Origin of the sequence: Kribbella rubisoli (assembly GCF_004217145.1) — a bacterium.
Classification (GTDB): domain Bacteria; phylum Actinomycetota; class Actinomycetes; order Propionibacteriales; family Kribbellaceae; genus Kribbella; species Kribbella rubisoli.
Map to the genome: position 1 here is coordinate 153,580 of NZ_SHKR01000014.1, position 18,195 is coordinate 171,774.

General features: G+C 67.2%; 22 protein-coding genes. 13 read left to right on the top strand and 9 right to left on the bottom strand.

What is annotated here, in order from left to right; all coding sequences use genetic code 11:
- The first annotated feature begins 19 nt into the window (after window positions 1-19).
- On the top strand, window positions 20-910 hold the full coding sequence (locus tag EV645_RS26335; protein WP_130446697.1) for a DMT family transporter: 891 nt from the start codon (window positions 20-22) through the stop codon (window positions 908-910).
- 9 nt (window positions 911-919) lie between these two features.
- The gene (locus EV645_RS26340; protein WP_130446698.1) at window positions 920-2,122 is read left to right on the top strand and encodes a glycoside hydrolase family 15 protein; all 1,203 of its coding nucleotides are present in this window, start codon (window positions 920-922) and stop codon (window positions 2,120-2,122) included.
- A 42-nt stretch (window positions 2,123-2,164) separates the two neighbouring features.
- On the opposite strand, the gene EV645_RS26345 is transcribed toward EV645_RS26340, so the two are convergent.
- Window positions 2,165-3,235, bottom strand: coding sequence for a glycoside hydrolase family 172 protein (locus EV645_RS26345; RefSeq protein WP_130446699.1), 1,071 nt, complete (start codon window positions 3,233-3,235; stop codon window positions 2,165-2,167).
- A gap of 180 nt (window positions 3,236-3,415) precedes the next feature.
- On the opposite strand from EV645_RS26345, the gene EV645_RS26350 reads away from it, so the two are divergent.
- Window positions 3,416-3,583, top strand: coding sequence for an SRPBCC domain-containing protein (locus EV645_RS26350; RefSeq protein WP_130446700.1), 168 nt, complete (start codon window positions 3,416-3,418; stop codon window positions 3,581-3,583).
- 96 nt (window positions 3,584-3,679) lie between these two features.
- Here the strand turns inward: EV645_RS26350 and EV645_RS26355 are convergent, their stop codons facing one another.
- Window positions 3,680-4,204, bottom strand: coding sequence for a hypothetical protein (locus tag EV645_RS26355; protein ID WP_130446701.1), 525 nt, complete (start codon window positions 4,202-4,204; stop codon window positions 3,680-3,682).
- A 121-nt stretch (window positions 4,205-4,325) separates the two neighbouring features.
- Window positions 4,326-5,447, bottom strand: a complete 1,122-nt coding sequence (locus tag EV645_RS26360) for a Gfo/Idh/MocA family protein (RefSeq protein WP_130446702.1) — start codon at window positions 5,445-5,447, stop codon at window positions 4,326-4,328.
- A 121-nt stretch (window positions 5,448-5,568) separates the two neighbouring features.
- On the opposite strand from EV645_RS26360, the gene EV645_RS26365 reads away from it, so the two are divergent.
- A complete protein-coding gene (locus EV645_RS26365) occupies window positions 5,569-6,342 on the top strand; it encodes an alpha/beta hydrolase (RefSeq protein WP_130446703.1) in 774 nt (257 codons plus the stop codon).
- Here the strand turns inward: EV645_RS26365 and EV645_RS26370 are convergent.
- Window positions 6,339-6,803, bottom strand: a complete 465-nt coding sequence (locus tag EV645_RS26370; protein WP_130446704.1) for a cupin domain-containing protein — start codon at window positions 6,801-6,803, stop codon at window positions 6,339-6,341. The genes EV645_RS26365 and EV645_RS26370 overlap by 4 nt on opposite strands.
- Window positions 6,804-6,862: 59 nt before the next feature.
- Window positions 6,863-7,747, bottom strand: a complete 885-nt coding sequence (locus EV645_RS26375; protein WP_198681869.1) for a phosphotransferase family protein — start codon at window positions 7,745-7,747, stop codon at window positions 6,863-6,865.
- A gap of 56 nt (window positions 7,748-7,803) precedes the next feature.
- Between EV645_RS26375 and EV645_RS26380 the strand changes: the two genes are divergently transcribed.
- Window positions 7,804-8,184 (top strand): hypothetical protein, encoded by a 381-nt coding sequence (locus tag EV645_RS26380; RefSeq protein WP_130446705.1) that lies wholly within the window; start codon window positions 7,804-7,806, stop codon window positions 8,182-8,184.
- Window positions 8,185-8,239: 55 nt separating this feature from the next.
- Here EV645_RS26380 and EV645_RS26385 read toward each other — a convergent pair whose 3' ends face one another.
- From EV645_RS26385 to EV645_RS26395, 3 genes are all read right to left on the bottom strand, one after another.
- Window positions 8,240-8,887 carry a VOC family protein gene (locus tag EV645_RS26385; protein WP_130446706.1) on the bottom strand — a complete coding sequence of 216 codons (648 nt, stop codon included), beginning with the start codon at window positions 8,885-8,887 and terminating at the stop codon, window positions 8,240-8,242.
- A gap of 18 nt (window positions 8,888-8,905) precedes the next feature.
- A complete protein-coding gene (locus EV645_RS26390; RefSeq protein ID WP_130446707.1) occupies window positions 8,906-9,550 on the bottom strand; it encodes a hypothetical protein in 645 nt (214 codons plus the stop codon).
- 62 nt (window positions 9,551-9,612) lie between these two features.
- Window positions 9,613-10,500 carry an aminoglycoside phosphotransferase family protein gene (locus EV645_RS26395; protein ID WP_130446708.1) on the bottom strand — a complete coding sequence of 296 codons (888 nt, stop codon included), beginning with the start codon at window positions 10,498-10,500 and terminating at the stop codon, window positions 9,613-9,615.
- Between the two features lie 207 nt (window positions 10,501-10,707).
- Between EV645_RS26395 and EV645_RS26400 the strand changes: the two genes are divergently transcribed.
- From EV645_RS26400 to EV645_RS26415, 5 genes are all read left to right on the top strand, one after another.
- Window positions 10,708-11,100 carry a hypothetical protein gene (locus tag EV645_RS26400; RefSeq protein ID WP_130446709.1) on the top strand — a complete coding sequence of 131 codons (393 nt, stop codon included), beginning with the start codon at window positions 10,708-10,710 and terminating at the stop codon, window positions 11,098-11,100.
- Window positions 11,101-11,215: 115 nt separating this feature from the next.
- Window positions 11,216-11,713, top strand: a complete 498-nt coding sequence (locus EV645_RS26405; RefSeq protein ID WP_198681870.1) for an ankyrin repeat domain-containing protein — start codon at window positions 11,216-11,218, stop codon at window positions 11,711-11,713.
- Between the two features lie 148 nt (window positions 11,714-11,861).
- On the top strand, window positions 11,862-12,032 hold the full coding sequence (locus EV645_RS42345) for a hypothetical protein (RefSeq protein ID WP_198681871.1): 171 nt from the start codon (window positions 11,862-11,864) through the stop codon (window positions 12,030-12,032).
- A gap of 639 nt (window positions 12,033-12,671) precedes the next feature.
- Window positions 12,672-13,490, top strand: a complete 819-nt coding sequence (locus tag EV645_RS26410; protein ID WP_130446711.1) for an LLM class flavin-dependent oxidoreductase — start codon at window positions 12,672-12,674, stop codon at window positions 13,488-13,490.
- Window positions 13,491-13,575: 85 nt separating this feature from the next.
- Window positions 13,576-13,917: a hypothetical protein gene (locus tag EV645_RS26415; RefSeq protein WP_130446712.1), complete on the top strand. Its 342-nt coding sequence runs from the start codon at window positions 13,576-13,578 to the stop codon at window positions 13,915-13,917.
- A gap of 164 nt (window positions 13,918-14,081) precedes the next feature.
- Here EV645_RS26415 and EV645_RS26420 read toward each other — a convergent pair whose 3' ends face one another.
- Window positions 14,082-15,314 (bottom strand): TolB-like translocation protein, encoded by a 1,233-nt coding sequence (locus tag EV645_RS26420; RefSeq protein ID WP_130446713.1) that lies wholly within the window; start codon window positions 15,312-15,314, stop codon window positions 14,082-14,084.
- Window positions 15,315-15,442: 128 nt separating this feature from the next.
- Between EV645_RS26420 and EV645_RS26425 the strand changes: the two genes are divergently transcribed.
- From EV645_RS26425 to EV645_RS26435, 3 genes are all read left to right on the top strand, one after another.
- Entirely contained in the window at window positions 15,443-16,924 is a 1,482-nt protein-coding gene (locus EV645_RS26425) for a sensor histidine kinase (protein WP_130446714.1), read from the top strand.
- A gap of 84 nt (window positions 16,925-17,008) precedes the next feature.
- Complete coding sequence (locus EV645_RS26430) at window positions 17,009-17,374, top strand: response regulator (RefSeq protein WP_130446715.1); 366 nt, start codon at window positions 17,009-17,011, stop codon at window positions 17,372-17,374.
- Between the two features lie 15 nt (window positions 17,375-17,389).
- Window positions 17,390-18,073 carry a response regulator gene (locus EV645_RS26435; protein WP_130446716.1) on the top strand — a complete coding sequence of 228 codons (684 nt, stop codon included), beginning with the start codon at window positions 17,390-17,392 and terminating at the stop codon, window positions 18,071-18,073.
- Window positions 18,074-18,195: the final 122 nt, after the last annotated feature.

The following is an 18,195-nucleotide window of genomic DNA, read 5'->3' on the forward strand; positions in this document are numbered from 1 at the left end:
ACTGAAGGCTTCTGATGTGATGTGCGGCGTGAACCGCCCGCGTATCGCCGTACTCGCCCTGCTGGCGGTCGCGGCGGCGTGGGGGTCGACGTTCTTCCTGACCAAGGACCTGCTCACCAGGATGGACGTCGCCGACTACCTGGCGTTGCGATTCCTGATCGCGTCGGTCGCGCTGGTGCTGATCCATCCGCCGGCCATCTCGAAGCTGAGCCGCCTGGACCGCGGGCGGGCCGTTGCCCTGGGCATCACCTACGGCATCGCCCAGCTCGTGCAGACCGAAGGCCTGCGGCACACCTCGGCGAGCGTGTCCGGCTTCGTCACCGGCATGTACGTCGTCTTCACCCCGCTGCTCGGCGCGGTCATCCTGCGGCACAAGATCGGCCGCTGGGCCTGGTTCGCCGTGATCCTCGCCACGGTCGGCCTCGGCGTACTGTCCCTGCGCGGGCTGACGCTCGGCACCGGCGAGCTGCTGACGCTGGCCTCCGCCGGGCTCTATGCGCTGCACATCATCGGGCTGGGCGCGTGGTCGACCCCGAAAAACGCGTTCGGATTGTCGGCGCTGCAGATGATCGTGATCACGTGCGTCTGCGGGATCGGCGCGCTGCCCGGCGGGTTCTCGGTGCCGAGCTCCGGGCGCGACTGGGTCGCGGTGGTCTATATGGCGCTGGTCGCCGGAGCGCTCGCGCTGATCGTGCAGACGTGGGCGCAGGCACACCTGACTCCCACGCGGGCCGCGATTGCGATGACAATGGAGCCAGTGTTCGCCTCGACGTTCGCAGTACTGTTCGGCTCCGACAGCCTCACGTGGCGGATGCTGGTGGGTGGAGCGCTGGTGGTGTCGGCGATGTACCTGGTCGAGCTGGCGCCGCGGCGTAAATTCGAGGCGGAAGTGCAGCACCTGGCTCAATAGGAGGGGACTATGCGGGGAGGCAGCCGGCACCGCTGGTTCCCGTACGCCGTCATTGCCCTTCTGCTCGCGATCCTTGCCGCCGGGACGACCAGCAACCTGATCCGCAACCCGCAGCCCCGCCTCGTCTCGGACGGCATCCCCGGCCGTACGGCCACGCACGCCGACTCCGCCCTCGTCAGCGGCAAGTACGACGACCTGGTGCAGCACGCACTGGCCGACCTGGACGGTCTCACGCTCCCGAACGGCGCCACGCTGGCCGGCTGGAACGGCCCGTGGCGGTATGTCTGGCCGCGGGACGCGTCGTTCGTCGCCGTCGCCCGGTGCGCGATCGGCCAGTACGACGAGGCGCTCGACGTACTGGCGTTTCTGAATCGCGTCCGGCCGTCGACGGGACGGTGGGAGGCGCGGTACACCGAGACCGGCGGGCGGGTTGACGACGGTCGCGCGTCGCAGCTGGACGGGTCCGGGTGGGTGCTGTGGGCGACCTGGTTCTGCCGGGCGGGCGACAGGTACTGGGAGATGGTCCGCGAGTCGGCCGACCAGATCGTCACCGAGCTCGCGCCGGACGGATTGCCCGCACCGTCGTCGGACTACTGGGAGCGGCGTGAGACGGAGCTGACTCTCGGCACGGTCGCGCCGCTCCTGACCGGGCTGCGGTCGGCGGTCCGGATCGCCACCGACCAGCACCAGCCGGCTGAGGCGACCCGCTGGCAAGCCGCGCTCGAAACGTTGTCGGCAGCAACCGATCGGGTCTTCGGACCGGACTATCCACGCACTCCGGCGGCAGCGACGAGCTTCGTCGAGCCGGGGGTCGAACCGGTCAGCATCGGCGGTGGCGCGGACGCGATCGTAACGGTCCTCGGTCCGCCGTTCGCCCCGGCCCGTGCCGTCGTCTCGACCGCGATCGACCGCGCGCACGCCGTACTCACGCAGCCCAACGGTGGTGTGACTCCCGGCGAATCCTGGCGCGCCGACGGAGTGTCTTGGACCCCTCAGACCGCATTGTTCGCGCTGAGCGCTGCAGCGCGCGGGGATCAGGCCACGGCGAACACCCTGCTGTCATGGCTCGATCAGCATCGGACCAGCACCGGTGCCTTGCCGGAAAAGGTGAACCGGGATCTGGAGCCGGCCGGCGAGGCGCCGCTCGCGTGGACCGCGGCGCTCGTCGTCCTCGCCGACACGGCTCTGCAGAATCCTTTGCCCACGCCTTAATCCATCGCGGTGGCCTCGACGGTGGATCGAGACCCAGGCGGGTTAGCAGATCTCCATGACGTCGTGGGTCGGGGCGTCCGGCCGCTCCGTACTCGTCCTGCCGGAGTAGAAGAAGGCGGTCGATGCGATGTCGTCCTGGAGCGGCAAGTAGCGGCCGCCGGAGCGCCAGCCGAGAGCCTGTACGTCGACGCGCAGCTTCTCCTTGAAGCGGATCGGGTCTGGCAGATGGAAGCGGTACATGCCGAAGCGTTGCTGGCTCTGGTACTGCCCGTCCGGGCGGATCACCTGCGGCATACCGAGGTACGGCGTACTGAACTCGGTGTAGCCGCCCAGGTGAGGTACATCGAAGTTCCACGCGCCGCCGAAGTAGTCCTCGGTACCAGTGCCGCAGATGGTCGGGAACTCGTCGTCACCGTCCAGGTAGAACTTCACCTCACCCTCACCCCACCACCCGGTGCTGTTGACGCCCCAGGCCAGGTAGGTGCCGACGTAGTGCCCCGGCCCCTCCACACCGTCCAGCAGGGTGTGAACAGTCTTCGACTCGAGCGGATTGCTCCGCCGCCACTGCGCATGCAGGTACGCCGACTTGTCGGGCACAGCGCCGAGCCAGTAGTCCACCTGGAAATACACGACCACCTTCTCGTCGTGCGTGTTCTCCAGCGTGAACGTGGCGTGCTCCTTGAACGGCATCTCCCAGTAGCAGTTGAAACCGCCGTTCGGGTTCACCGCGACGGGCAGCGAGCTGACCTGCGCGAACTTGCCCCAGCCGGAGCAGAAGAAGTCGCCGACCGGAGTCTCGATCGCCGGCGCGGTGTCGCCGTCCCAGTAGCCGCGCAGCACCAGCCGGCGCCAGTGGTCGACGTGCGTGGTCAGCCAGATGTGGGTGACGCAGCCGGAGCCGGCGATATCCGCCAGCGTCGCGGTCTCCCCCGGCCCGATCTCGATCGACGGCGAGACCTTCCACCCCTGACCGAGATCGCGGGCCGCATGCGCCCCGGTCCCCTCTGTCCGCCGCCCACCCTGACCGGGCTCGCCGGTCGGGTTCTCCGCACTGATGGACCGCGACTCGACATCGGCGAGCGCACTGATACCGGTGAGATTCCCAAGAGTCATACCCGCGACCCTAGCGGTGATCGGGCGTATGGGAAATCGATTGCTCGCAACCTGGACTCAGCAGATCGGACCTTAGCGTCGTTTGTACTGACCGCCTCACCGAACGACCCGGCCGGGTGGTTCGACGCGGCGACGCCGATCCCCTGATGGTTTATATGCCTGCTGGGTTATATTGAGGGCATGGACAGTCGGCGAGGGAGCGTGTTCGAGGCCGAGGACGGGCGGGTGGCGATCAGGTTCGTGCGGCTGTTTCCGCATCCGCCGGAGAAAGTGTGGCGGGCGATCACGGATCCTGGGCAGTTGTCCGCCTGGTTCCCGGCCGTCGTGGAGCTGGCCCGGCGTACCTGAGGACAGGACGTATATGTGTACTACACCGGCGACTCACGCCTGAAGAGCTGTCGAGGATCGGCGATCGGACCGACACCTCCTGTCCTCCCGCGGATCTCAGCAGGGGCGGACCTTTGCGTCGAGGCCGGTGAACGAGACGCAGGCCCACGGGCGGCCCTGGTCGCGCTTGGCGCGGACGATGACCGGGAACGCGTCCGCGCCGTGCACCTGCGGGGTCTTCTCGGTGGGGAAGGAGCCGACGGCGCCGCCGTGCGCCTCGGCCGCGGTCTTCACGTTCGCGACCGTGACGCTGCTGCTGGATGCCTTCTCGGCCGCGCTCTTCGCGTCGGTCGCGACCTGCAGCGCGAACTTGATCTCCGGCGGCTTCGACCACGTCGTCTGCGACCAGGGGATGATCAGTCCAAACATCGCCAGCCCGATCGCCGTGATGATCTGCCGGAGCCGCCGGCTCTGATCAGTCAGCAGCAGCGCCGCACAGCAGATCGCGAGGAAGGCCGTAAGCCCGCGCAGGATCCAATGCCGGTCGAGCCGGCTGTCCACCGCGAGTCCGGCCGCGACCGCGATCACCAGGCAGAGCACAGCCGCACCGAGCGCCCGCGCCCGTGGAGACAGAGATTGCATGCCGCAGACGATAGACGCTCACGCCCGAACAGCTTCATCGGGTTTGTTGCGAGGGTTAAGAAGGCAGGCCCAGCTGCGTTTCAAGCTTGGCGGGCCAGTGCTCGTGGCTGGTCAGGGTAGGTCAGAAGGTGGTGGTGAGTTCCTGGGTCTGGCCGGTGGCTGCGGCGCGGTAGGCGGATTCGATGATGTCGATGACGTGGCGGGCGTGTTCGGCGGTGACGATGGAGGGCGTGCCGTCGCGGACCCAGTCGACCAGCTGCATGACGTCCTCGTACACGTGCTGTTCCTCGATGTCGCGGTGCGCGCCGGTGACGTGCGGGAGGAGCCCCTGGTTGCCCGGGCCGCGCGGTGCGAGCTCGGCGGGGTCGCGGTTGGGGAAGTCGAACGGCTCGCCGTTGAGCAGGAGGCCGTCGATCGTGCCTTCCGTGCCGTAGTACGCGCCGCCGAAACCGCCGCGGATCGGTCCCGCCGCGGTGCCGGTCGCGACGCAGTACACGTTGTCGCCGAAGTCGATCAGCACGATGGTGTTGTCGTCGGCATCGGTCTGTACGTCGACGCCTGCGCTGCTGCGGACCGGGATCCGTACGCCGGACATCGCCGTCACGCGCTTCGCCGTACCGAGGATGCCGGTGACGGTGTGCAGCGCGTAGACCGTCATGTCGTACATCGGCCCGCCGCCGGGTTTGCGGAAGTACCACGAGGGGTCGATGTTGCTCAGTACGTCGTTGCCGCCGCGCACGGACTCGTTCTCGTGATAGGTACCGAACGACGCGCCGCAGCTCACCCACGACAACGTGCCGATCGCACCCTCGGCGATGAGCTCGCGCGTACGAATGTGGTGCGGACGCAGCATCTCCCCCGGCGAGGCAACGATCCGCAGCCCGTTGGCGGCCGCAAGCTCGATCAACTCGGTGGCCTCGGCAACGGTGATCGTCATCGTCTTGTTGAAGTGCACGTGCTTGCCGGCCTGCAACGCGAGCTTCCCCTGCTCGTAGTGCAACCCGATCGGCGACGCAATCGTCACCGCATCCACATCACCCCGAGCCAACAGCTCCTCGTACGCCGTAAACCCCCGCTCCACCCCAAACCGCTCAGCCGCCGCCTCGGCCCGCCCGGCTACCGGATCGCACACAGCGGCAAGGGTCACCCGCCCCGCAAGATCAGGCTGCGACAAATGCGGCAGGATCCCCCGCACCGAGATGCTCCCCGCCCCGACCACACCCATCCGCACCGAGTCCGCCATACAAGCCATCCTATGAATGAATGCCGCCCCATCGCGCTCAGCCGGTGAGTCCACACCAGTCACCCACGAACCGGAGCGGCTTGGGTGACCTCCACACTCTGGTCGGATAGGTTTCGGCGACATGAGCGATGTCGAGCATGTTGTTCTCATCCACGGGACCTGGGGTCGCGGGAGTCATTTCCATGAGGCCCGCGCAGCCTTCGAAGACCGTGGGTTTGTGGTTCACACGCCGACGTTGCGCCACCATGAGCTGTCTTTGGAGGAAGGCTCGGCGCAGATCGCGTCGCTCAGCCTGACGGACTATGCCGACGATCTGGTCGAGGTGTGTGAGGCGCTCGATTCGCCGCCGTTGATCCTCGGGCATTCGTTGGGTGGGTTGCTGGCGCAGCTCGTCGCGGCGCGGACCAAGCACGCCGGTCTGATTGGCGTATGCCCGGCGCCGGGGGCCGGGATCTTCGCCATGTACCCGTCGATGAGCCGTCTGTTCCTGAGCCACTACCTCCAGCCGCGGCCGTGGACCAAGCCGCTCCGGCCGACCTGGGACAAGTTCCACGTCGGCGGCCGGATCACGCAGACGGAGGAGGCCTCCCGCGCGCTCTTCGCGGACCTCGTCTGCGAATCAGGCCGCGCGTACTGCGAGATGGCCTTCCCCCAACTCGACCGCCGCAAGGCCTCGCGCGTCGACTACTCAGCGATCACCGGCCCGGTCCTGATCTTCGGCGGCGCCCAGGACCGCACCGTCGTACCAGCAGTCTGCCGCGCCACCGCCGCGAAGTACCGCAACGCCACCTACCAGGAACTCCTCCACGCCGACCACATGATCCTGTTCGGCGACATCCTCCAAACCACCATGAGCCACGTCGACAACTGGCTCGCCACCAACAAGCTCCGCTAGAGCGGGTCGGAGACGGCCAGGGGTGGGCCGCCGAACTCGAGCCAGTTGGCGCGGCCGATTGCCGCGAGCTCTTCGGGGTCCACCGGATGTGACAGCTTGCCGGCCTGCTCGAAGAACCGCTCGAGACCAGACGGCGTGGTGATGATCAGCAACCGTCCCACCGTGTCGCCGATGTTCTGGAAGGCATGCGGCACCCCACGTGGGCCGAAGGCCATGCCGCCCGTCGTGGCTCGCAGCATCTCGTCGCCGGCCTTGAACCGGAAGTCACCGTCGAGGACGTACCACACCTCGTCCTCACGAAGGTGCGTATGGGCCGCCGGCCCGTCGTACGCCGCTATCTCCAGCTCCAGCACCGTCAGCGAACCATTGGTCTGCAGCGTGTCCGCCAGGACTACAGCCGACCCCTTGATCGGAGTCGAGAGCCTCACCCCGTCGCTTGCCTGCACCGCAAAGGGCTTCATCGCATCTCCCCCTCTCGTGAACCCAGTAGGCCACTCTTCGGCGGCCGGGGACAAGGACTTCAGCCTTGAGGGTTGATACCGAGAGCTTCGAATCGGTCGGCTAGGTCATCGACCCACGCTTCCGGAGTGCGGTGGTCCGGCAGCGGTACGCCGGCCTCGCTCCGCCATAGGGCGTCCGCGAGCGCCGTACGCAGATGCCACGCCATCACCCGCTCGACCGACAGCTCTTGCGGGTAGTGACGCATGGTGGCCGTCAGCAACTCAACGCCTGGACCCGTCCCGGGAAAGACCCGCAGGTCGTACTCCGCATCAGCGAGACCCGCCGTCTCGAAATCCACCACCGCACGGAGCTTCCCGTGGTCCCACACCTGATTCCCGCCGTGCAGGTCGCCGTGCACCAGCACCTGCCGACCCGGCGTCGCGAGTACGTCGTCTGCCCAGTCGCACCAGCTGATCACGTCGGCGCGCTGATCCGGGCGAGCCCATTTCGGGAACTGCTCACGCAGTACGTCGGTCGTGGCCGGCTGCAACGATGCGGCGGGGAAATCACGTTCTGTTTGGTTGTGCAACTCGCCGAGGAACTCAGCGAGCTGCCGGCCGGCCTCGTCCCGGTCGATCGAGTCCACAACCTCGAACAAAGACTCGCCAGGCACCAGCGCAGTCGCCAACAACAGCGGATCGGTGCTGCTGGCAACCACCTCCGGCAGGTACGGAACTGTCGGCTTCAACGCTGCCAACACATCGATCTCGTGCGCCAAGCGCAGCGCCGCGGGCTGCGACCACGCGAACTTCACGACGTACTGCTCACCCACAACGGCGCTGGCAGACCACCACGTCGGGTCACCACCCACCGACTCCCGAACCACCACCGGGTATCCGCCGAGCCCAACCTCCTCCAACGCCTCCGCAACCGCCCCCGCCGACCCGTCCTCCAGCCATCTCACCTGACCGACACTATCGCCAGGCCATACTGATTTCACGACCTTTTGGAGGCGCTCCGATGACCGACACCCGCCTGCCCGGCATGACGGTCCAGCGCACGATTTCGTACTGGCGGATGCAGTCCCAGATGATGGGAACCCTCGACGTCGACCCGGCGACGAACTGCCTCGTACTCCGCGCTCCTTTCAGCTACATCGACGAGCTGGGCAGCATCGCCTCTAGCGACAGACTGATCGACGTCGCCTGGCCGGCCGGCTGGACCGTCGCAATCCGCGACAACAGGTCCGCCCTGATCGACGCAACCGGCCAGACGGTCGCCCGTGTAGGTGACGAGGTATCCCTCGGAGGAGGCTCCATCGCCACAGCCGCCGCAGACGTCACCTCCTCCTGCACCGGCCAAGACAGTGTGTTCGTGGCATCGGAACTCTCCCGCCTGTAGCCAGGCCCAGTGGACGCCCGCGCGATCCGGGGGACGGCGGAGGGGACAGGTCGGCCTAGCCCAGGCCGGGAGCGCCGTCAGGCCAGGCGGCGATGCAGACCTTGTTTCCGGCGCGGTCGGCGAGGATCCAGGCGCCTGGGGCCGTGGAATCATCGACGATCCGGCCACCGGCTGCCAGCGCTGCGGCGAGGCGCTGCTCAGCCTGTTCGCGGGCGACGGATACGTCGACGTGCATCGCGTGTCGGAGGGGCTTGTTCGGGTCAAGGTCCTGCATCCAGAACGTCGATCCGTGGCCGAGCGGGTCGACCCCGTTGTCGTAGTCCAATTCGTCGTACCCAAGAACCGCGCGCCAGAACCCGACATCAATCGCGTCAGGCTGAGCCGCCACAGCAAACGACACCTCCTGCGCCAGGCTCCGATCAGCCGTCGCACCATGCGCTCGAGCTGCCGCCGAGACCGCCCGCGCCACCTCAACATGCGCCTCCTCCAACTGAAAGACACCACGCGCCAACCGCACGGTGAGCTGGCGATCGGTCAAGGTCAGAATCACCTCGGCACCTGCAACCTGAGCTACCACCTCAGCCAACCGCGCCGCCTCAACCAGCGACGCCACCGGGAAGGCCGCCACCGCGCCGCCGTGCAGCACCACCCAATCGCCTCCACCCTCCGCAGCCAGAAACCGCTGCCACCCCTGCTCGCTCAAAGCCAACTCCCAACGTCTTCACGGCGTAACGGTGATCTCCAACGGCCGCGACAACACGAACCCCTCGTCGGTCACCAACAAGACAACCAGCTTCCACTCCCCCGGCGGAACCGCATACCCCAACTCAGGAACCACCGAGGCCGTACCAATCAAGACAGTTGCAGGCCGGCTCTGCTGAGGCTCAATCGGGAGTCCGCGGCGTCCCGCATTGCGCGGTCCTGCATACCGACCAACGACGTTGCCTGCGCGATCGGTCACCGTCGAGTGCAGGTCCCGCGCGGTCATCAACGTCTGCGTGTGATCGGCGCGATTCGTCACCAGCAGCTCTTCGGCCGCATGCCGTCCGGACCGAACCGACAACGGACGCACCGCCTCGACGTCGAGCCCGGCAGCGTCGGCAGGGACTCCCGGCAGCTGGAGCGCAGCCTCACTCGCCACCAACTCTCCGCCCGGAAAGGTCATCGCCCCAACCTGCAGATCCACCAGGTCGCCGTACTTCGCCTTCAGCGTGCCCGCAATCTCCGTCGCCCAGGCCGCCAACACGATCCGAAACCGCCGCTCGGACCGCCGCTCGGTGTGCGGATTCGGCCACACCACCAACGCCCCCGGCGACTCCTCACGCAACCGCAGCAGATCCACCCGCAGACTCTCCCAGCCCGCCACACCTCGACGATACCGACGATGAGCCCGGGATCGACGGTTCGGACTGCTGCACGATCCGGGGATTACGCCGTAAGGCGGTCTGCTTCGGCGAGGAGGAGGTTGCCGAAGGGCTGGAAGCCGATGGTGCAGGCGTAGACGCCGCTGAAGACCCGGTGGATGGTTCCCCATTCCCAGATGGCGGTGGCGTCCACGCCCGTACGAGAAGCCAGTCGCTCGGTCCGCGCCCGGAGATCATCGCCGAGGTCGGGATTGCATCGCACGATGGTGCCGAGATCGCACGCTGGTTCGGCCCGCAGTCCGGCTGGATCGATGAGCTTGTAGGTGCCGTCGCTCGCCTGCAAGGCGTTCATCTCGTGGACATCACCGTGGACCAGAACCGCGGACCGATCGTCGTGAGCAGCACGACGACGATCCATGCAATCCAGCGCATCCGCCACAGTGGCCGGCGAACACGGTCGTCCCGCCTGCTCCCACAGCTCCGGCAGCCGATCGGCGTACTGCTCGGCCAGCATCGCACCGGTTCGAAGGTCAACGTCGGCACCGATCGGACGCCACAAGCGAACCGCCACGTCGCACAGCAAGGTGTGGCGGCTGGCGGGATCGGCCACGACGTCGTACATCGGACTCCCCAGGCGCTCCATCAGAAGTGCTTGTCGATCCAGGTCTTCAGCCAACAGCCTGGCGCATCCCTCTCCATTCGCCAGGCGCATCACCGTGGCCTCGGGCCCGACGTCGCGACCCGGCACACCGATCTTGAGGACCGCCGGAGTCCCGTCAGCCAGCGTCACCTCGACGACCAGGGCGGCATGACCACCCGCGAAGCTCGACCCGATCGTCAGAGACCAGTCCTGGGCCAGCGAATCGACCAGGCCCGGCAGCTCGTCCAGCCAGGATTCGTTCCCGTCTGCCATGACCGTCTTGCGGACCTGGTCAGGAATGTCGAGGCTCATACCGCCAGCCTAGTTAGCGAAAGTCGCACCGAATCAAGGAGAGGTTGCAATTCATGGGCCGGAGGCAATCTCTGTGGATTTGATCGTGGCGTGAATGAGGTGCTGGTGCCACACTGACCTCATCCCGGGGGGACGGGGCGGGAGCGACGGACGGCAAGGCCGATGCCGTCGCGGATGGCGTGATCGCCATCGGAGCAAGGGGGCGGCATGGACAAGGTGCTGAAGGCATTGGGAGCCTATTCGGCAGTAGTCGGCGCTGTAGCGCTGGTGACCGGTACGGACAGTTGGAGCGGCAAGTTCACCGAGATCTTGTGGCTTCTGCTGAGCATGTACATCGCTTTGGTTCCGACCGGACTGATCGTGGCGGGCATCAGCAACCTGCCCAAACACGTGCTGGACGTGGATAAATGGAGCGACGGACAGACGATCTTCGCAGTGGGCGCAATCAACCTGAGCCTCGCCTTCATCATCCGCTACACCCTCCTGGACTCGAGCACCAGAACACCGAGCACGGCCTCGGCCATCGCAGGAGCAGTCCTCCTCGCCATTCCTTTCGTACTGCTCACCTTCAGAAGCCTGGGCACACCCGCAAAGGCGTAGTCCGTAGCGAGGCAATGTGAAAAACCTCCCCAGCCTGCTAAGGGCAATCGCAACAGGCGACCGACGATCCGCGACGGCATCCCTCGAGTCCACACCATCGCTGGTCACGGCACGCTTGGCGCGCCCCGATGAGTTGTTCATCGGCCAGTGCCACGCGCAACTCTACGAAGGCGACACTGCCCTTCACGCCGCAGCATTCGCGTACGACGTCCAGCTCGCCCGGGACCTGATCGCCCGCGGCGCCGACATCAGCGCCCGAAACCGACGCGGCGCACAACCCTTGCACGCCGCAACCAACGGCGTACCAGGATCAACGAACTGGAACCCAACGGCTCAGCAAGCCATCATCCAGTTCCTGATCGAAGCAGGCGCCGACCCGAACGCAACTGCCGCCGGCGGCGCCACTCCCCTACACCGAGCAGTCCGCAACCGATGCTCAGCCGCCGTCGATCAACTCCTCCGCGCAGGCGCCAACCCACACTTGCCAAACGACCACGGCTCAACCCCGTCCGACCTCGCCCACCGCACAACGGGCCGCGGCGGCACCGGTTCGGAGGAAGCGAAAGCCGAGCAGCAAATCATCATCGCCCTCCTCACCAAAGCCACAACCTGAGGCGCATCGTCAACGAAATCAATTGGACGCCTCTACCCTCCACGACCACCACGGAAACATTCCGTTTCGTACGGCGATCAGCGCGCGGCTGGAATAGCAGATGGGTACTTGAAAGCTACTTCCGCCCGATCGTTCGAAGGAGAACGAAATGTTCGCGATCATCGCCGCTGTCATCTTCGGCCTGGCACTCATTCTGGACTGGGCCGACGCCCGCGTAAGTGACGCATTCACGCCGCAGACACTGCTGATGGCCGGCCTCCTTTGCATCGCGCTCCACCTGGCCGGCGTCGGCGCAGGCCGCTGGGGCCGCCGCCGCTGACAGACCTACACCCGAAGGTCACAGTTGGATGCCAACCGGAGGCAAGACTGCCCGGACGCCGCCGTATGGGGTCTGTAATGACGACGTGAGCTGGTCAGCGCCCCCGGACCCCCGCGTGTTTCATGGCTTCTCCGACGCGCCCACCCACCGGATCCTCATCACCGTTGGGTGGTGCGCGTCGGGCCTCTTCGCAGTGCTCGGCTTCCTTGGCGTGATGATGCTGGGAGTTCCATCCGACCCCTGCGCCCCGGACGCGACCGGGTGCGGACCTGAACCCACAACCTTCGCCGCAGCCGGCGCGGCGCTCCTCGCGTTGGCCCTAGCCGCGGCCGGGTGGTCACTGTTCTGGCACGTCCGAGACAAGCGATACCGCTTCCAGCCTCCCCCGAACTGGCCACCCACCCCGCCCGACTGGCGACCACTCCCAGGCTGGAGCCCGCCCCCCACATTCCCAAAGGCCCCCGACGGTTGGACCTTCTGGCGCTAAACCCTTACGACCCATGCTGGATTGCCGTGGGCAATTCCCGGGGGCGGTACGCGTGTGTGAACGTTCTTGGGTGGGGTTGTCGGATTGTGGGTGGCGGGTTCGTGGATAGAGCAACCGGACCTGACAAGGTCCCAGACTCGAGGAGAACCACCATGAACGACCAGGCCGGGCGTACGACCAGAGCTTTCCGCTTCGGGGTAGTCGCGCCGATCCTTTCGGACCTGCCGGCGTGGCGAGACCAGGTGCGCCGCATCGCCGGCAGCGGTTACTCGACGTTGCTGATGCCCGACGTGCCTACGTGGCAGCCAGCACTGGGCCCCACGCTGGCGACCGCGGCCGCGCTCACTGACCTGCGGATCGGCTCGTGGGTCTATGCCGCTGCGCTGCGCGAACCGTGGAGCACAGCGTGGGAAGCCCACTCGCTCTCAGTACTCACAGAAGGCCGCTTCGAAATGGGCATCGGCGCCGGCCGACCCGGCATCGAAGTCGAACTGGGCCTGCCTGCAGTCTCGCCAGCTGAGCGTCGCGCCAGAATGCGCGACACCGTGGCTGCGCTGCGTACGTTTGACGGCCCCGATCTGCACACGCCGGTGGTCATGGCGGTGAGCGGACCGAAGTCGCAGGCTCTGGCCCTCGAGGTCGCCGACGCAGTCACGTTCGTGCTCTCGCCCGACGACGATCGGGTCGAAACCACGAAGCGGGTACGCGACTTCGCCGGCCGCACCGACATCGAACTCGCCCAGCATGTCGCCGCCGTCGGTGACGGTGTCGCTGCGTTCATGGCGCCGCCCACCCTCGACACCGCAGCGCTCCGCGCGGCCGACTCGCTCGTCATCCTTCCCAGTGACCCCGGCGCAGCCGCCGAAGAAATCCAACGCCGCCGCGAGGAGATCGGCCTGTCGTACTTCGTCATCGGCGCCGCCTTCGCCGACACCCTCGCCCCGGTCGTCGCCAAGCTGGCCGGCCAGTAGACGGCGTACGTCGCGCAGGTCGACCAGGCGACGGCGCTGTACCTGCCGTCGTCGAGCATGGTTCCCTGAAGCGGAGGTGATTGGTATGCGTTATCGGGAGGGTCCGGCGACGGCTTCACCAGACCTGCCGGTCGTTCGGGAGTGGGTCGAGCGCAATCCGGACACGGATGCCAGGCTCACGGAGACTGTCGAGCATGGCGGTGATCGCGTGGTCCTGATCATCAGCATCCCGGTTCACGAGGAGATGCTCCGCGCGCAGCGTGAGATTCCCCCGCTCGTACAGTTCCCCGAGTTGTTGCGCTTCAGGCGCTGGCAGCCGACCGAGCAGGAAGCCGTTGCTCGCAGTCCTTCGCCCGATTACCGACTCCCGGATGCAGCAAGTCCGACTTGGGTCACTGTGGAGAAGCCACGCGCCGACCTCCCGTGATGAAAGCGTCGAACAGCTCGCGGCTGGCGACCAGGGGCCTACGGCCGATGGCCTTTGGGAGTGGTCCTGCTGCCCAACGCTCCCTGGCTGGTGGCCGGCATCACGCACTCCGGCCTTGCGACCGACGGGGCGATCCGAGTCGTTGGGAGCGTGAGTCGCGTACGTCAATGGCTGGTGATGACGAGGGTTGGTGGAGGATGGACGACGCCTGGGAGTGCGGCGGTTTCGTAGACGTGGCGTAGGCCTGGGTGCCAGGCCAGGAGGCGGGTGCGGGATCCTGCGTCCAGGGCTATTACCAGCCAGCCCTCTTTGGCGAAGGCCAGCGCCGGTTGGGATTTGGCAGGGAGTTCGATGCCGGGGACGATCTCCAGGCGGCCGGTGTCGAGATCCAGCGTCGCGATGTCGAGGGGCGGGAGCGGGCGGCCTTCGATGTCGGAGTCGGGCGTGGGGTGGTCGAGGAGGAAGGCGAGCGTCTTGCCGTCGGGGCTGACGACGCCGCAGCAGGCGGGGCGTGGAAGCGGGAATACGGTGGTCTTACCGCCGGCGACGGCCCGGCGGTGCAGCATGCACGATGACGGGTCGTCGTGGCAGCCGCTGGTCCAGAAGACTTGGCCTGCCCCCGTCGCGAGCGGTGCCACATGTTGATCCAGCTTGGCCTGCAACCGACCGGTGCGTGCATCGACGAGCGCGAGCCACATCGGTGAGATTCCCGGATCGGGCTGCATCAGACCGACGACCGTGTCGCCCACGATGGCGGACGCGTAGAAGCCGAGCGGCAGCCGCACCCGCTGCCCGCCGGCGAGAGGAGCGATCGTTCCGTAGGGGTTGTTGATGTCGCTGGCAAAGGATGCGATCCACAGGCGATTGCCATCGGTCAGGGGAGACTCGGTAGGACCGAGTGGCCGGATGACACTCACATGGTGATCGACCCCGACGCGCAGCATGGCATACGGCGCCGCCTCCGCGCAGGAGCCGGTGGTCGCGTACGCCGTGATCGGATCGCCGGCCAGCACAGCGGCGTACTCGCCCGGCCGGACGACTTCGTCAGGCAAGGTCGTTGTCCGGCCGCTGTCGAAGTCGACCTGCCGTAGCCGGTCCCCGCCGAGCAGCGCCTGGATCCCGGTGTGCTCGGCCGAGGCCGTACTGGACACGATAGGCAGCGGTACGTCTGCTCCACACGCGCCGGGAGTTGTCGGCCACGGGTTCGCCGCCCGTCCGTCGGGGATGACGCTGTTCAGCTCGGACGGGGTGGTAGTCGGCGTATGTGCCGGACCCGTCGAGGCCCGAAGAACGATCAGGGTCAGCACAGCCAGCAGGATCAGGCCCCACCCGGCGATCCGGCGCCCACGTCTCGAAGCGCTCCCCACCTCGAGAAGCTCTTCCCGATCATGCTCCACACCACCATGAAATCACCGCACTCCTGGAAGCGCGCCAAGTCTGGGACGGCGCCGGCTCCCACTCAGGCAAGTGGTCGTCAGTGTCGGGGCCTATCGGTTAGCGTTCGTCCAGGGGAAAGTGTGGTGGGATGGACCGTCGCCGGACGAGCTCAGCGGTTGCCCGCCGGCTGACTGGACTGCTCGCAGCCGGTCTGCTGGTCGCTGCCGTGACCGGGCTCATCAAGCTCGGCGAGCCACATGTCCCGACACTCAGCCTGCTGGTGCTCTATCTGCTCGCGGTACTGCCCATCGCGATCTTCTGGGGTACGCCACTCGCCGTCGTCACGGCGGTGCTCAGCGTGTGGGCGTACGCGTACTTCTTCGTCAGCCCGCTGCACTCCCTCCTGCTTGCCGACGCCCAGAACGCGATCGGCTTGGGTGTGTTTCTCGTGACGGCGGTGGTCGTGGGCGAGCTTGCGGCTCGGCTACGGCGGGCGGCGCTGGAGGCCCAACGGCTGTCGAACGAACAATCCGCGCTCCGGCGGGTCGCCACTCAGGTGGCTCAAGGGGTGGCGCCCAGTGTCCTGTTCACAGCCGTGACCGAAGAGGTGGGGCGACTCTGCGACGCCGATCTCGCGCGGATGGAGCGGTACGAACCGGACGGGACGGTCACCGGTGTCGGGGCCTGGAGCCGGGTGCCCGCCCATCTGACCGTCGGCGAGCGGTTCGATCTCGACGGCCTGAGCATCGCCCGTGAGGTACGCCGCCGCGCCGGACCGATCCGGTTGGACAGCTTCGCCGGTGCGTCAGGCGCGATCGCGCAGGAGGCGCAGACCCTGGGAATCCGTTCCTCGATCGGCTGCCCGATCACCGTGGGCGGCCGGCTCTGGGGTGTCGTTGCCGCCTCGAAGACCAACGACGTACCGTTCCCGGCCGCGACCGAGGCACAGATCGCGGGCTTCACCGAGCTCGTCGCCACCGCGATCGAGAACGCGGAGGCCCGGGCCGAACTGATGGCATCCCGCGCCCGCGTGGTGGTCACCGCCGACCGGACGCGCCGCCAGATCGAGCGCAATCTGCATGACGGCGCACAGCAGCGGCTCGTCTCACTCGCGCTCCGGCTGCAGACAGCCCAGACGAAAGTGCCGCCTGAGTTGTCCGTGCTCAACGCGGAGCTGGACCAGGTCCATGGCGGACTGACCGACGCCTTGGACGAGCTCCGCGAGACGGCGCGCGGAATCCACCCGGCGATCCTCGCCGAGGGCGGCCTCAGTCCGGCACTGAAGTCACTGGGCCGCCGGTCGACGATCCCCATCCGCCTGACGCTCCGTGCGCAGCTGCGCCTGTCGGAGCGGCTCGAGGCGAGCGCCTACTACTTCGTGTCCGAGGCTCTGACCAACGCGGCGAAACACTCGCACGCTTCGCTGGTCGTGGTCACCACCGACATCACCGGCGACGCGCTCCGCGTCGAGATCCGCGACAACGGACAAGGCGGCGCGGACTTCAGCCGGGGCACCGGGCTGCTCGGCCTCCGCGACCGGGTGGAGGCACTAGGCGGCCGGCTGAACCTCGACAGTCCCCGCGGCGCCGGAACCACCTTGACCGCTGAGTTCCCGCTGACCGGCAGCTGACGTGCGCCGGAGCCAACGTTCGATTGCACAGAGAGTCGCGTTAGCTGGAATGCGCCGGGCCCCCCGTCGCGTGATTCTGGAGCCATGGGGTTGCGCTGCTTCATCGTCGACGACAGCACTGACTTCCTGGACGCCGCCAGGTCCCGCCTCGAAAGTGACGGGGTCACCGTGGTCGGAGTCGCCTCGACGATCGACGAGGCGCTGGCGCGACTGGACCGCGCCGAGCCCGACGTCGTACTCGTCGACGTGAACCTCGGCAGCGAGAGCGGCCTCGACCTGGCCCGGCGGATCCAGACCGAGACGAATGTGGACCCCGCGCAGGTCATTCTGATCTCCACCCACGCGGCGGAGGACCTGATCGATCTGGTCGAGAGCGTGCCGGCCGCGGCTCTGCTGTCCAAGACAGCGTTGTCAGGTGTCACTCTTCGCCGGATCCTCGACGACGGGTAGGTCTACCGTGGGGTGATGACGATCGACTCGGCCGTCGATGGCGGTGCGACACGCACCCGCGTTCTCCTGGCCGAGGACGACGTACTCCTGCGCCAGGGGCTGGCCAGCCTCCTCGAGCAGGCGGGGTTCGAGGTCGTCGGGCAGACCGGCGACAGTGTGTGGATCCTCCCGCTGGTGCGGGACCTTTCGCCCGACCTGGTTGTGGTGGACATCCGGATGCCACCGACGCACAGCACCGAAGGGCTGGACGCCGCCCGGGAGATTCGGCGCGACTTCCCGGCCACCGGGATCCTTGTCCTGTCGGCCCACGCCGAGGTCGAGCACGCCATGGAGCTGCTCGCGTCCGGCCAGCGGATCGGCTACCTCCTCAAGAGCCGGGTGACGGATGTGGGCGACTTCATCGAGACGATGGAGCGGATCCTCAGAGGCGGCTCGGTGATGGACCCTGCCCTGGTCCAGGAACTGGTCAACGCCCGCCGGGATGGCGACCCGCTCGCCGAGCTCAGTCCACGAGAGCACGAAGTGCTCGCACTGATGGCCGAGGGTCGCTCCAACTCGGGCATCGCACGCCGGCTGTGGGTGACCGAAGCGACTGTGGAGAAGCATGTCCGGCATGTCTTCGCCAAGCTGCGCCTCCCCGAGACCAGCGACGACCATCGCCGGGTGCTGGCTGTGGTCCGGTATCTCGACGCCCACTGAGTACCGGTCAGCCAGCCACCAGGATTCCGGTTAGCGGGTAGCCCGTCTGGACGCTGGCCTTGCTGACGCCCGCCCTCCGATAGCGGATCGTAGTGACGAGATCAGCGGCCTGGGGAACGACC